The 13,354-nt window shown below is 55.7% G+C and carries 11 protein-coding genes and 2 tRNA genes; 6 read left to right on the top strand and 7 right to left on the bottom strand.

The genetic code is table 11. The annotated features are described in order from the left end of the window. Window positions 1-73: 73 nt before the first annotated feature. Entirely contained in the window at window positions 74-1,009 is a 936-nt protein-coding gene (gene ldtA / locus AK59_RS0101335) for a L,D-transpeptidase (RefSeq protein WP_029881837.1), read from the bottom strand. A gap of 192 nt (window positions 1,010-1,201) precedes the next feature. Here ldtA and shiA point away from each other — a divergent pair, with 192 nt between their 5' ends. From shiA to AK59_RS0101320, 3 genes are all read left to right on the top strand, one after another. Beyond that, window positions 1,202-2,515: a shikimate transporter gene (gene shiA / locus AK59_RS0101330; RefSeq protein WP_020684706.1), complete on the top strand. Its 1,314-nt coding sequence runs from the start codon at window positions 1,202-1,204 to the stop codon at window positions 2,513-2,515. A 73-nt stretch (window positions 2,516-2,588) separates the two neighbouring features. Then, window positions 2,589-4,043, top strand: a complete 1,455-nt coding sequence (locus AK59_RS0101325; RefSeq protein ID WP_020684707.1) for an AMP nucleosidase — start codon at window positions 2,589-2,591, stop codon at window positions 4,041-4,043. Window positions 4,044-4,061: 18 nt separating this feature from the next. After that, window positions 4,062-5,834, top strand: coding sequence for an aminopeptidase P family protein (locus tag AK59_RS0101320; protein ID WP_029881836.1), 1,773 nt, complete (start codon window positions 4,062-4,064; stop codon window positions 5,832-5,834). A gap of 138 nt (window positions 5,835-5,972) precedes the next feature. Here the strand turns inward: AK59_RS0101320 and AK59_RS0101315 are convergent. Beyond that, a tRNA-Asn gene (locus tag AK59_RS0101315) sits at window positions 5,973-6,048 on the bottom strand. A gap of 103 nt (window positions 6,049-6,151) precedes the next feature. Beyond that, window positions 6,152-7,606 carry a multidrug efflux MATE transporter EmmdR gene (emmdR, locus tag AK59_RS0101310; protein ID WP_120727113.1) on the bottom strand — a complete coding sequence of 485 codons (1,455 nt, stop codon included), beginning with the start codon at window positions 7,604-7,606 and terminating at the stop codon, window positions 6,152-6,154. A gap of 161 nt (window positions 7,607-7,767) precedes the next feature. On the opposite strand from emmdR, the gene AK59_RS0101305 reads away from it, so the two are divergent. After that, window positions 7,768-7,843: transfer RNA gene (locus AK59_RS0101305), tRNA-Asn, on the top strand. A gap of 54 nt (window positions 7,844-7,897) precedes the next feature. Beyond that, the gene (locus AK59_RS0101300; RefSeq protein WP_029881834.1) at window positions 7,898-8,230 is read left to right on the top strand and encodes a gamma-glutamylcyclotransferase family protein; all 333 of its coding nucleotides are present in this window, start codon (window positions 7,898-7,900) and stop codon (window positions 8,228-8,230) included. 49 nt (window positions 8,231-8,279) lie between these two features. Here AK59_RS0101300 and AK59_RS0101295 read toward each other — a convergent pair whose 3' ends face one another. From AK59_RS0101295 to dacD, 4 genes are all read right to left on the bottom strand, one after another. Next, window positions 8,280-8,615 (bottom strand): DUF496 family protein, encoded by a 336-nt coding sequence (locus tag AK59_RS0101295; RefSeq protein ID WP_010432067.1) that lies wholly within the window; start codon window positions 8,613-8,615, stop codon window positions 8,280-8,282. 168 nt (window positions 8,616-8,783) lie between these two features. Continuing rightward, window positions 8,784-9,842: an FUSC family protein gene (locus AK59_RS0101290; RefSeq protein WP_029881833.1), complete on the bottom strand. Its 1,059-nt coding sequence runs from the start codon at window positions 9,840-9,842 to the stop codon at window positions 8,784-8,786. 92 nt (window positions 9,843-9,934) lie between these two features. Next, a complete protein-coding gene (gene sbmC / locus AK59_RS0101285; protein WP_029881832.1) occupies window positions 9,935-10,408 on the bottom strand; it encodes a DNA gyrase inhibitor SbmC in 474 nt (157 codons plus the stop codon). A 118-nt stretch (window positions 10,409-10,526) separates the two neighbouring features. Further along, window positions 10,527-11,693, bottom strand: coding sequence for a serine-type D-Ala-D-Ala carboxypeptidase DacD (gene dacD / locus AK59_RS0101280; protein WP_029881831.1), 1,167 nt, complete (start codon window positions 11,691-11,693; stop codon window positions 10,527-10,529). Window positions 11,694-11,891: 198 nt separating this feature from the next. On the opposite strand from dacD, the gene sbcB reads away from it, so the two are divergent. Next, window positions 11,892-13,328: an exodeoxyribonuclease I gene (gene sbcB / locus AK59_RS0101275; RefSeq protein WP_029881830.1), complete on the top strand. Its 1,437-nt coding sequence runs from the start codon at window positions 11,892-11,894 to the stop codon at window positions 13,326-13,328. Window positions 13,329-13,354 lie beyond the last annotated feature (26 nt).

Raw genomic sequence — 13,354 nt, 5'->3', positions numbered from 1 at the left:
CTGCTTTTAAAGCAGGCTTTTTGCTTTTTTGCGTTCTGGAAAACTGCCGGGTGGCGGCTTCGCCTTACCCGGCCTACGGGACTGTAGGCCCGGTAAGCGCAGCGCCACCGGGCAAAGCGAGCTTAACCGGCATCCCGGATCGACGTTCCAGCTCTGCGCCCGCCCCCTCGTTTATTAGCTGTGCCCGCAACGCGGGGGTAATCGGCAGCGGCACTTTATTGGTTGATTCAAATTCTGCGCGGTTACGCGACAGCGGTTCGTGCACTTCCACCCAGCGGCTGCCGTCTGGCTCCGTCGTCACTTTTACAGGCTGATCGATAAGCTGCACGCGCGTGCCTGGCGACACATTGTCGAAAAGGTATTTGATATCGTTATTACGCAGACGAATGCAGCCCTGACTGACGCGCAGGCCGATGCCAAAATTCGAGTTGGTACCGTGAATGGCATAAAGCCTGCCAATATAGAGCGCATACAACCCCATCGGGTTATCCGGCCCGGCGGGCACGAATGCGGGCAACGTTTTCCCCTCTTTCGCGTATTCACGCCGGGTGTTTGGCGTGGGCGACCAGGTTGGTCCTTCCTGCTTGCGCTCGACGGCTGTCACCCAGTTGCGTGGCGTTTCGCGCCCGGCCTGGCCAATACCGATGGGAAACACCTCAACGGTATTGCTGCCTGGCGGATAATAGTAAAGGCGCATTTCCGCCACGTTCACCACGATACCTTTGCGAACCGTATCGGGAAGAATGAGCTGCTGAGGTACCACCAGTCGGGTACCGGATTGCGGTAAAAACGGATCAACACCGGGGTTTGCCTCAAGCATGTTGCTCAGCCCCTGCCCGTGCTGCGCGGCAAACGCTTCAAGCGGCAAGGTGTTGTGGTCCGGTACGGTAATAACCTGCGTGCTGCCCACCAGCCGACTCCCGGCGGGCGGCAAAGGATAACTCACCGCCTGGACACTCTGGCTTATGAGCAAGGCAGCCAGACAGCCCAGCACATTTCTACGACGCATATTCCCTTCCTTAGTCGCTTCACTATTTGCTAAGCATAGCGTAGCCGCTTTGCATTACCCATCAGGAAATAAAATCAGTTTCCTCGTGCCTCCCGTCGCGGTAGTCTCATAGATCGCGTCGCTATGACGATGGCTTTGTGAGTAACCTTTTCTTATACCAATAAATAAAAAATCAGTGCAGACAGGACAACTATGGACTCCACCCTCATCTCCACACGTCCCGGCGAGGGGACGCCTTGCCTTAACCGTGCCCGCCGCGCCGCCTTTGGCAGCTTCGCGGGGGCCGTCGTGGACTGGTATGATTTTTTGCTCTACGGCATCACCGCCGCTCTGGTCTTTAACCGCGAATTCTTTCCGCAAATTAGCCCCGCCATGGGCACGCTCGCCGCGTTTGCCACCTTTGGCGTCGGCTTCCTGTTCCGCCCGCTGGGCGGGGTGATCTTCGGCCACTTTGGCGACCGACTTGGCCGCAAACGCATGCTGATGCTCACCGTCTGGATGATGGGGATCGCCACTGCGCTCATCGGTATTTTGCCGTCGTTTGCCACGATTGGCTGGTGGGCTCCGGTACTGCTGGTCACCCTGCGCGCCATTCAGGGCTTTGCCGTGGGCGGCGAATGGGGCGGCGCGGCGCTGTTATCGGTCGAAAGCGCACCGAAAAATAAGAAAGCGTTCTACAGCAGCGGCGTGCAGGTAGGGTACGGCGTGGGTCTGTTGCTCTCCACCGGGCTGGTGTCGCTTATCAGTCACTTCACGACCGATGAGCAGTTTCTGAGCTGGGGCTGGCGCATTCCCTTCATCTTCAGCATCGTGCTGGTTATCGCCGCGCTGTGGATCCGTAACGGAATGGAAGAGTCCGCCGAGTTTGAACAGCAGCGGGAAAACCCCGTTGCCAGAAAACGGCTGCCGGTGATGGAGGCGCTTATACGTCATCCTGGCGCTTTTCTGAAAATTATCGCCCTGCGCCTGTGCGAGCTGCTGACGATGTATATCGTCACCGCGTTTGCCCTGAACTATTCCACACAGAACCTCGGCCTCCCCCGTGAGCTGTTCCTGAATATCGGTCTGCTGGTGGGCGGGATCAGCTGTCTGACAATCCCCTGCTTCGCCTGGCTTGCGGATCGGTTTGGCCGCCGCCGCGTCTATATTACCGGTGCGCTGATTGGCTCCCTCAGCGCCTGGCCGTTCTTTATGGCGCTGGAGGCACAGTCGGTCTTCTGGATAGTCTTCTTTGCCATTATGCTCGCCAACATTGCCCATGACATGGTGGTCTGCGTGCAGCAACCGATGTTTACCGAACTGTTCGGCGCAAGCTACCGCTACAGCGGGGCGGGCGTGGGATACCAGGTGGCGAGCGTCGTGGGCGGCGGATTTACGCCGTTTATTGCCGCCGCGCTGGTAACGTTCTCCGGCGGAAACTGGCACAGCGTGGCAGGCTACCTGCTGGCAGGCTGCCTGCTGTCGGCCGCCACGGCGCTGGTGATGAAAGAGACACACCATCCCTGATCTCCCTTTTGTTTCACAGGCGTGTGACATACTATCGGGTATAGCAGCACACCTGTGGAACAAGGAGACAGACATGAATAATAAGGGCTCCAGCCTGACCCCGACTCAGGCACTGGAAAAACTCGACGCGCTGTACGAACAGTCCGTCAATGCGCTGCGCAGCGCCATCAGTGAGTACATCGAAACAGGGAAACTTCCCGACGAAAAGGCCAGAACCCAGGGCCTTTTTGTTTATCCATCGCTCTCTGTCACCTGGGACGGCAGCGCCAGTACCACGCCAAAGACCCGTGCCTACGCGCGTTTTACCCACTCCGGCTGCTACAGCACCACCGTGACCCGCCCTGCATTGTTCCGTCCTTATCTTGAGGAGCAACTCACTCTGCTCTATCAGGATTACGGCGCACACATTGCCGTTGAGCCATCACAGCATGAAATCCCCTATCCGTACGTGATTGACGGTTCGGCGTTAACGCTCGACCGCTCCATGAGCGCAGGGCTGACGCGCCATTTCCCGACGACCGAGCTGTCGCAGATTGGCGATGAGACCGCCGACGGCATTTATCATCCGGCAGAGTTTTCCCCCTTGTCGCATTTTGACGCCCGCCGTGTGGATTTCTCCCTGGCGCGCCTGCGTCACTACACCGGGACGCCAGCCGAGCATTTCCAGCCGTTCGTGCTGTTTACCAACTACACCCGCTATGTCGACGAATTTGTCCGCTGGGGCTGTAGCCAAATCCTTGACCCGGAGAGCCCTTATATCGCCCTCTCCTGTGCCGGCGGGATCTGGATCACCGCTGAAACCGAAGCGCCTGAGCAGGCTATCTCCGATCTGGCATGGAAGAAGCACCAGATGCCAGCCTGGCACCTGATCACCGCCGACGGCCAGGGCATTACGCTTATCAACATCGGTGTGGGTCCGTCAAACGCCAAGACCATCTGCGACCATCTGGCGGTGCTGCGCCCGGACGTCTGGCTGATGATTGGTCATTGCGGTGGGTTGCGTGAAAGCCAGCTGATTGGCGACTACGTGCTGGCCCACGCCTACCTGCGTGATGACCACGTGCTTGACGCCGTGCTCCCGCCGGACATCCCGATCCCAAGCATTGCCGAAGTGCAGCGCGCGCTGTACGACGCCACCAAAGAGGTGAGCGGCATGCCGGGTGAAGAGGTCAAACAGCGTCTGCGTACCGGCACGGTAGTCACGACAGATGACCGTAACTGGGAGCTGCGTTACTCCGCCTCTGCCCTGCGCTTCAATCTGAGCCGCGCGGTGGCGATTGATATGGAAAGCGCCACCATTGCCGCTCAGGGTTATCGCTTCCGTGTGCCTTACGGCACGCTGCTGTGCGTTTCCGATAAACCGCTGCACGGTGAAATCAAGCTTCCGGGACAGGCAAACCGGTTCTACGAAGGGGCAATCTCCGAACACCTGCAAATTGGCATTCGCGCCATTGATTTGCTGCGGGCAGAAGGTGACCGGCTGCACTCACGCAAGCTGCGTACCTTTAACGAACCGCCATTCCGCTGATAACAATAAGGAAAAATAATGCACACCCCATCACCGTTACCGGCCCTGCGTCAGTGGCTACAGGAAAATAAGCTCGACGGGATGATCGTCCCGCGCGCAGATGCCTGGCAGAGCGAATACTGCGCGCCGTATGATGAAAAACTGGCCTGGCTGACTGGCTTCGATGGCTCGGCGGGGCTGGCACTGGTGCTAAAAGACAAGGCTCTGCTCTTTGTCGATGGCCGCTATCAGGTTCAGGCCCGCGTGCAGGTCAATATGGATGAAGTAGAGATCCATCATCTGCACAACGAGCCGCTGGCACAATGGCTGACGGCCAACGTTGAAGCTGGCACCCGTATTGGTTTTGAAGCGCTGCTGATGACCAATGCCGATTATGAGACGCTGTCTGCGACACCGTGCGAAATGGTGCCGCTTAACCAGTCACCGTTTGATACGTTATGGACCGATCGCCCTGCCGCTCCGGCGGGGCTTATCCGCGAGATGCCCGTTGAAATCAGTGGTGAAAGCAGCGCCGATAAACGTCAGCGCGTTGCCGCCGTACTGGCCGAGAACAATGCCGATTATCTGGCCGTGACCCTGCCGGATAACATCGCCTGGCTGCTTAACGTGCGCGGTTCAGATATTCCCACCAGCCCGGTTCCGCTCTCTTTTGCCCTGCTCAGTCGGGACGGTAGCGTTGAGTGGTTCGTTAACGACAATAAGCTAAGCAACCTGCCTGATAGCGTGCGAAACGCTTTCACCATTGCGCCGCAGGATGCCTTTATTGAACGCTGCCAGCGCCTTTCTCACGGTAAACGGGTGATGGTAGATGCCGATTCAGCGCCGGTGGCTCTGCGTTTTGCCATTGAGCCACACGGTGACATTCTCTGGCGCACCGACCCCATCACGCTGATGAAGGCCAATAAAAATCCGGTAGAACTGGCGGGTTACCGGGAGTGCCATCATCAGGACGGTGCCGCGTGGGTCAATTTCCTTGCCTGGCTGAGCCGTGAAGTGCCCGCACGTGCGGCAGCAGGCCAGCCGCTGACCGAGCTGGAGGCCCAGGCACAGCAACTCGTGTTTCGCGAGTTGCAGCCAGGCTTTATTGAGCAAAGTTTTGCGACCATTTCGGCCTCATCCAGCAATGCGGCGATGTGCCACTACCACTCAAGCGAAGCCAGCAACAAACCCATCGGCCATGACCACTTTTATCTGAATGATTCTGGTGGTCAGTACCATAACGGTACCACTGACGCCACGCGTACCCTGGCGTGGGGCAAGGTCAGCCCGCAGCAGCGATTACACTACACCGCCGTGCTGAAAGGTTTTCTGTCGCTGATTACCCTGCAGTTCCCGTCCGGCACCCAGGGGCATCAGTTGGATGCCTTCGCGCGTCGGCCGCTGTGGGAGATGGGGCTGGATTTCGATCACGGAACGGGCCATGGCGTGGGTCATCAGTTGCTTATCCATGAGAACCCGCATCGCATCGCTAAAAAGGTCAACCCATGGCCGCTGGTGGCGGGCAATATTATGACTATCGAGCCGGGATACTATCTGGCGGATAGCCATGGGATCCGCATTGAAAATCAGGTGGAGATTGTGGAAAGCTCTCCAGGATTCTGCAAATTTGCCTCGTTGACGCTGATCCCAATCGACCTCAGCCAGGTCGAACTCAATCTGTTAAACGAGCAGGAAAAGCAGTGGCTGGATGAGTATCACCAGCAGGTGCGCGAAGCGCTGTCCCCGCTGGTGGAGAGCGACGCGCGTCCGTGGCTGGTGGAGGCGACGGCGCCGATTCGTGTTAACCGGTAGTGCGGTTTATTGCCGGGTGGCGGCTTCGCCTTACCCGGCCTACTCGTCCGTAGGCCCGGTAAGCGCAGCGCCACCGGGCAATTTTTACCTGCTGCACAAAAGCAAAAAGCCTGCTTTAAAAGCAGGCTTTTCAGAATGTGGCTCCTCTGACTGGACTCGAACCAGTGACATACGGATTAACAGTCCGCCGTTCTACCGACTGAACTACAGAGGAATCGTGTGAACGGGGCGCATATTATCGATGCTACCCGGTGTTGTCAAAGGCAGAATGCAGATTTCCGATCGTTTGCCGATTTATTCAACATTTCGCACATTTGTCAGGCATTGTGCCGCGGATATTTCCAGAGCCAGCGCCCACTTACCATACGCCAGTAGAACAATGCCCCACGCACGGCCCAGTCAAGGAACATCCCCAGCCAGACCCCGACGACCCCCATACCGAGCATGACCCCCAGCGTATACCCCGCTACCACGCGGCAACCCCACATGCCGAGCATAGAGACCCACATCGCAAAGCGGGCATCGCGTGCCCCTTTTAACCCGGCAGGCAGTACCCAGGACGCCGCCCAGATCGGCATAAAGGCCGCGTTGAGCCAAATCAGGATCTTAACGACCTCTTTAACATCATCTTCGTGGGTATAGAACGAGGCCATCAGCCCGGCAAAGGGCGCACTCCCCCACGCAATTATCGTCAGACCGATGGTCGACAGCCAGAAGACATGGCGCAGCTGCCGCTCCGCCTGCCCTATCTGCCCTTTGCCGAGCCGTTTACCGGTGATGATGGTGGAGGCCGACCCTAAGGCGTTACCCGGCAGGTTAATCAGCGAGGCGATGGAGAAGGCAATAAAGTTACCGGCAATCACATCTGTCCCCATACCGGCAACAAACATCTGGGTAAGCAGTTTACCGCCGTTGAACAGTACCGACTCGATACTGGCAGGAATACCAATCCCCATCACTTCCCAGATAATGGCGAAGTTAAAGGGTCGGAAGTAGCTTTTTAACGTGAGGCGCAGCGATGGCGTGATCCCCGCCATCAACACCCCGAGGATGGCTGCCGCACCAATGTAGCGGGAGATAGTCAGCCCCAGCCCTGCACCAACAAACCCCATCCCCTCCCAGGAGAAAACACCGTAGATCAGGACGCTACTGATCATGATATTCAGGATGTTCATTCCGCCGTTGATCAGCAGCGGAATTTTTGTGTTGCCCGCCCCGCGCAGCGCGCCGCTACCGATCAGCGCGATAGCCGCGGCAGGATAGCTTAAGACCGTCATTTCCAGATAGGTCAGCGCCAGATCCTTAACTTCATTCGTCGCTTCACCCGCGACAAAGTCGATAATCTCTTTGCCGAAATAGTGGATCACCGCCGCCAGGATGATCGAAAAGAGGGTCATGATCATCAGCGACTGCCGGGCGGCTTCGCGGGCACGCTTCGGATCCAGCTTGCCCAGGCTAAAGGCCACCACCACCGTGGTCCCAAGATCGATAGCGGCAAAGAAAGACATCACCACCATGTTAAAACTGTCCGCCAGCCCGACCCCGGCCATCGCCTCTTTACCCAGCCAGCTCACCAGGAAGGTGCTTAACACCCCCATCAGCAGAACGCAGGTATTCTCCAGAAAAATAGGTACGGCAAGCGGGGTGATTTCACGCCAGAACAGAACACGATAACTTTTACGTTTTGCATACCATGGCGTGCGCATAATCGCCTGGCGGAGAGTGGCAGTAACGTTCAAAATGGACCTTAGCGAGAAAAGTTGAAACTCCATTTCAAATGATGGGGGAGAAAAGCTCATCCTGCAAAGTATTTTCCATAAAAAGATGTCTGGATTTGCAACAAACTGATGACAGAATCGGCAATCGATCGCTAATCACTAAGATCAGGTTTGACAAAAGTTTTTTCGCCGCTAAGATAAGCCTCCACAACGATTCCTCTGTAGTTCAGTCGGTAGAACGGCGGACTGTTAATCCGTATGTCACTGGTTCGAGTCCAGTCAGAGGAGCCACATTCTGAAAAGCCCGCTTTTAAAGCGGGCTTTTTGCTTTTCTGGTGAGGAAAAATGGACTCTTTGTTTGTCTACGGTACGTTACGCCCGGGCCATTCAAATGCACATATTCTCGAAAGCATCGGCGGTGAATGGCAGGCCGGTTTTGTCACCGGGACATTTTATGCGCGTGGCTGGGGCGCTGCGGCAGATTTTCCGGGTATCGTGCTGCACGCCGATGGCCCACGCGTTGAGGGTTATCTGTTTATCTCCAGTAACCTTGAGGCACACTGGCCGATGCTGGACGAATTTGAAGACGGCTACGATCGGGTCGAGGTCATGGTGACCACCGCCGAAGGTGACCAGGTTAAGGCCTGGATCTACCAGCTTCAGCCGCGCTCTGCGTAATAAAAAAGGCTCTCTGTCACCAGAGAGCCTTTTTTGCAATCAGCAGCGATTATTCGCTTTTGGCTTCAGCGTTTTTGATTTCGCCCATCACTTTCAGCTTTTTGGAGATGTCACGACGCTCTTTAGACAGCTCAGCGTTTTTGATGATGTAGTCATCAACGCGGTCTTCGTAGTCGCTCTTCATGCTGGCGATGATGCCCTGAATAGCTTCAACGCTCATACCTGGCTTAATGTAGTCGCTCAGGTTATCCAGCAGCAGAACACGTTTCTGGTTGTCACGGATCTTCTTCTCAACGTCCTGGATTTCACGCTGCAGTTTGTTTTTGCGGCGGAACAGGCGGACGAATTCCAGAACATCCTGGAACGAAGGCTTGGTAGTTTCCATTTTTACACCCCTGATAATGTGAGATTCGGATTCGTTAAAGCAACCGTTGTAACAATAACCTTACTGACAGCGGCTGCGAATGACAATGAGTATATCGTTTAAAACTATCATAACCCCAATTGATGCTGAATCGAAGCAGCAGCCGTCACATATGGCGATAGCTGCTCTTTATTTGCGCAGTGCGCGGCAAATGAGATGCGACAGCAACTCAAGCTGACGCGCCAGCTCCATGCTCAGCCAGACGTAACCATGGATTGGGGTTTCCGCTACGTTATCGCCCTGTCGCTCGTTGATCAGCTGTTTCAGTTCGGCAACGATCTCATTCAGACGCTCGCTGTTTGCGAGGATGGGCTGCGGGTTACCTTCATAAAGGGCATGAGCGATGGTCAGAAGGGTTTGCTGCGTCATCTGCTGCGTCTCCTTCAGCGTCTGCGCGTTCAGCATTAACAGATGGCTGGGGCGCGAGGCCCAGTGCGCGTTGATTTGCAATTCAAGCATGCAGACCAGATTGCGGCTCACGGTCTGGATAGCTTCGAAAATCGATTTCTGAATATGGGTCTCTTTACTGGCAGGGGTAATCAGACCGCGCATTTTGACCACGTCATTAAGGATCTGCTGAAGGTGCTTCTCCAGCCGGGGACGTTCGACAAGATTAGGTGAAAAACCGGCCTGGTAGACGCGGTTAAAAGCGGTGACGTAATTTGCCATCTGAATGCGCCAGTGCAGGAAAGCGCGCTGCGGCCAGATACCGGTGAAAAGCATCGCCAGCAGTGAACCAAGGATAACATCCCCGCTTCGCCACAGTGCCGTGGTCATATCACCCGCTGGCGCGCCGACCACCACCGCGAGGGTGATACCAATCAGCAGTGCCTGATAGGGCTTTTTACCCAGCGCCAGCCAGCCGCAGAGGAACATGGCGACACCGCACCAGGCCAGCATCACCGGAAATGAAATAAGCTCCAGCTTAAGGGCAATCAACCCAAGGGCTGAGCCAAAAAACGTACCGCCAATGCGTTCGAAAGCACGCGGGACAACGTTCCCCCAGAACGAGATAGGCCCCATGACGACCACCAGCGTGATCAGCGGCCACGTTCCTTCAGGAACATCCAGTAAACGGACCAGCACAAACGTCAGAACGAATGCCAGCGCGATACGGCACCCATGAACCACGCGGTAGTGTTTATACAACCGAATTTCGAAAGACGTTAATGATTTGTCGGGACGCACACCCGCTCTCCAGCTACACGGCAAATCACAATTGTACTGTGTTTTCAGCCGGGCGGATCACACCCGGCTGAAAAACCCTGTATTTAACAGGACTACCCCGCTTTATGCTCTACAGCGATAAACATTTCGATGTCCCAGTACCCGTCGGCGTTGCCATCATTGAGATAGCGCTCAAAGCACGGTTTCAGAGCCATCTGGAATGTGTTGTCCTGCAAAAGGGAGTTAAAGAACTGGTACCACGGCGTGGCGAAGTCGTAGTTTTCAACACGTGCTTTCGCGACGGCGTAATCTCCGGCCGCAATTTCCGTCATCATCACCCCTTCGCTGTTTTCCGGGATAACGAAATCATCCGGTACCGTAACGGCCGTATCGCAGCGCAATTTTTCTGCCGGCACTTCGTCCGGGTTATCGTAATAAACCGCAACCCACTCCAGCGGCTGAATGTGTCGGCCATCGACCCACATGACCAGCTGTTCAAAGCCCTGTTTTACCGTGTGTTCCCATGGCCCGACCAGGTGAAAACCGGCAATCTTACGTTTCTTTTCCTGCCTGATGCTGTAGTCCATACTGCCTCCGTTTATCACTGTATATTTATACACTATAAAGCAGAATTTCTATAATCGGCAATCAAGGAGTGTTTATTATGTGAGCAGACTCGCAACCCTGCCAGTCTGCCCAGAAAGGTTAGATTTTGTGGTGCAGATAATCACTCAGACGGGAGAAAAGGCCACCTTTATCAACACGCTCCAGCGTCACCAGCGGCCAGTGAGCGACCACTTTATCGCGGTCGTATAACTGGATCTCGCCTACCCGCTGATGGGCGGCTATCGGCGCTTCCAGCTCTTTTGTATCCAGCACGTATTTTGCCTTGATGTTTGGTACTTCTGCTTTCGGTAATGCCAGCCAGAAATCCTGGTCGGTGCCCAGGTTCACCTGTTCCTTATCGCCGTACCAGATCCGCTCGGTGCCCACTTTTTTACCGTTGTGCAGGATCTGCACGGTATCAAAATTCTGTTGTCCCCAGTGCAGCAGTTTACGGGCCTGATCCTCACGCCCTTTCGGACTGTCTGCACCCATCACTACAGCGATCAAACGACGCTGACCGTCCACGGCGGAAGCAATCAGGTTAAATCCGGCCCCTGACGTGTGCCCCGTTTTCAGACCATCCACGTTCATGGTCTTATCCCAGAGCAGACCGTTACGGTTTTGCTGCGTGATCCCATTCCAGGTCAGGCTCTTTTCGCTGTACATGTGGTAAAACTCAGGCTCGCCGTGGATGATGGCTCTGGACAGCACGGCCAGGTCATACGCGGAGCTGTGCTGGCCTGGGGCATCCAGACCATGAACGGTTTCGAAGTGCGTATCGCGCAGATTCAGCTTTTGCACATAGTCGTTCATCATCTTCACGAACTGCGGCTGACCACCGGCCACGTGATCCGCCAGCGCCACACAGGCGTCGTTACCAGAATCAACAATCAGACCGCGGCTGAGGTCGCGCACAGAAACGCGGTCACCCTCTTTCAGGAACATCAGTGACGAACCGTCAAAGACAGGGTTACCTTTTGCCCACGCGTCGCGCCCGACGGTGACAATGTCATCCGGGGAAATGCGGTGGCTATCAATAGCGCGGTCAACAACGTAGCCGGTCATCAGCTTGGTGAGACTCGCCGGGTTGCGTTGTTGATGTTCGTTGCCCGCCGTTAAGATTTGACCCGTAGTGTAATCCATCAGTACCCAGGAGCCGGCCTGAATGGCCGGAGGCTGCGGCGAAAAATCCAGCGGATCGGCCGCAAAAGCAGATGAGACACTCGAAGCGAGTAAAGAAACAGCAATAAACAGACGGCGTTTCAACGGTATATCCTCAGGTCATTAAAAATCGATGACCTTTTTACGGGAGTTCTGGTGTCGTTACCTGGCTTAATTGCAAAAAAATGTGACAGGAAGCATGTTTTTCCCGGAACCACGCTCGCAAATTTGCTGCATGACGGCGCTTTTTATTCGGTCTGTCCCTCACGATCGTTTACCATAGTGACGTCACTTTTTAACAGGATGGTATTACTGGTGTCTGACTCTGCCGCACGCCCGACTTTTTTATTCCACGACTACGAAACCTTTGGCACCCACCCGGCGCTGGACCGACCGGCGCAGTTTGCCGCCATCCGCACTGACGACGAATTCAATATTATTGGTGAGCCAGAGGTCTTTTACTGCAAACCTGCCGATGACTACCTGCCGCAGCCCGGCGCTGTCATGGTCACGGGGATAACGCCCCAGGAAGCGCGGGAAAAAGGCGTTAACGAGGCAGAGTTCGCCCGCCGTATCCACGATCTGTTCACCGTTCCCCATACCTGCGTGGTCGGGTATAACAATATCCGTTTCGATGATGAAGTGACGCGCAACATCTTCTACCGCAACTTCTACGATCCCTACGCCTGGAGCTGGCAGAACCGCAATTCGCGCTGGGATTTGCTGGATATCATGCGCGCCTGTTATGCGCTGCGCCCGGAGGGGATTAACTGGCCGGAAAACGAAGACGGATTGCCAAGCTTCCGGCTGGAGCACCTGACGCGCGCCAACGGCATTGAGCACAGTAATGCCCACGACGCGATGGCCGACGTCTACGCCACCATTGCCATGGCGAAGCTCGTCAAAACCGCACAACCACGCCTGTTTGAGTATCTGTTGAGTCATCGCAGTAAGCAGAAACTGATGACGCTGATTGATGTGCCGCAGATGAAACCGCTGGTGCATATCTCCGGCATGTTTGGTGCCTGGCGCGGCAACACCAGCTGGGTGGCACCGCTGGCCTGGCATCCGGATAACCGTAACGCGGTCATCATGGTGGATTTAGCCGGGGATATCTCCCCGCTGCTGAAGCTCGACAGCGATACCTTGCGTGAGCGCCTCTATACCCCTAAAGATGCGCTGGGAGACCTGCCCGCGGTGCCGGTCAAACTGGTGCATATCAATAAATGTCCCGTACTGGCGCAGGCCAATACGCTGCGCCCGGAAGATGCTGACAGGCTCGGGATCAACCGCCAGCACTGCCTGGATAACCTTAAAATACTGCGCGAAAATCCGCAGGTGCGCGAGAAAGTCGTCGCCATATTTGCCGAAGCCGAGCCATTCGTGCCGTCCGAAAATGTGGATGCGCAGCTGTATAACGGCTTCTTCAGCGATGCCGACCGTGCTGCGATGAACATCGTCCTGCAAACCGAACCGCGTAACCTGCCCGCGCTGGACATCACCTTTGCGGATAAACGCATTGAGAAGCTGATGTTTAACTACCGCGCGCGTAACTATCCCGGCACGCTGGATGAAGCTGAGCAGGAAAGCTGGCTGCAGCATCGTCGTAATGTGTTTACGCCTGAATATCTGCACGGCTATGTGCAGGAGCTGGAGATGCTTTACGGCCAATACGAAGGGAATGAAGAGAAGCAGGCGCTGCTGAAAGCACTGTTCAGGTACGTACAAGAGATAGTCTGAAATTCAGCGATAAAAAAACCGGAGGC

It is taken from the genome of Enterobacter sp. T1-1 (assembly GCF_000710795.1).
GTDB lineage: Bacteria > Pseudomonadota > Gammaproteobacteria > Enterobacterales > Enterobacteriaceae > Enterobacter > Enterobacter cloacae.
The sequence above is the reverse complement of the archived record's forward strand: the minus strand, read 5'-3'. Positions and strand labels throughout refer to the sequence as shown.

Excerpts from the sequence above, each read along its gene's own strand:
- ldtA (WP_029881837.1), bottom strand. The coding sequence starts at position 1,009 with ATGCGTCGTAGAAATGTGCTGGGCTGTCTGGCTGCCTTGCTCATAAGC.
- shiA (WP_020684706.1), top strand. The coding sequence starts at position 1,202 with ATGGACTCCACCCTCATCTCCACACGTCCCGGCGAGGGGACGCCTTGC.
- AK59_RS0101325 (WP_020684707.1), top strand. The coding sequence starts at position 2,589 with ATGAATAATAAGGGCTCCAGCCTGACCCCGACTCAGGCACTGGAAAAA.
- AK59_RS0101320 (WP_029881836.1), top strand. The coding sequence starts at position 4,062 with ATGCACACCCCATCACCGTTACCGGCCCTGCGTCAGTGGCTACAGGAA.
- emmdR (WP_120727113.1), bottom strand. The coding sequence starts at position 7,606 with ATGGAGTTTCAACTTTTCTCGCTAAGGTCCATTTTGAACGTTACTGCC.
- AK59_RS0101300 (WP_029881834.1), top strand. The coding sequence starts at position 7,898 with ATGGACTCTTTGTTTGTCTACGGTACGTTACGCCCGGGCCATTCAAAT.
- AK59_RS0101295 (WP_010432067.1), bottom strand. The coding sequence starts at position 8,615 with ATGGAAACTACCAAGCCTTCGTTCCAGGATGTTCTGGAATTCGTCCGC.
- sbmC (WP_029881832.1), bottom strand. The coding sequence starts at position 10,408 with ATGGACTACAGCATCAGGCAGGAAAAGAAACGTAAGATTGCCGGTTTT.
- sbcB (WP_029881830.1), top strand. The coding sequence starts at position 11,892 with ATGGTATTACTGGTGTCTGACTCTGCCGCACGCCCGACTTTTTTATTC.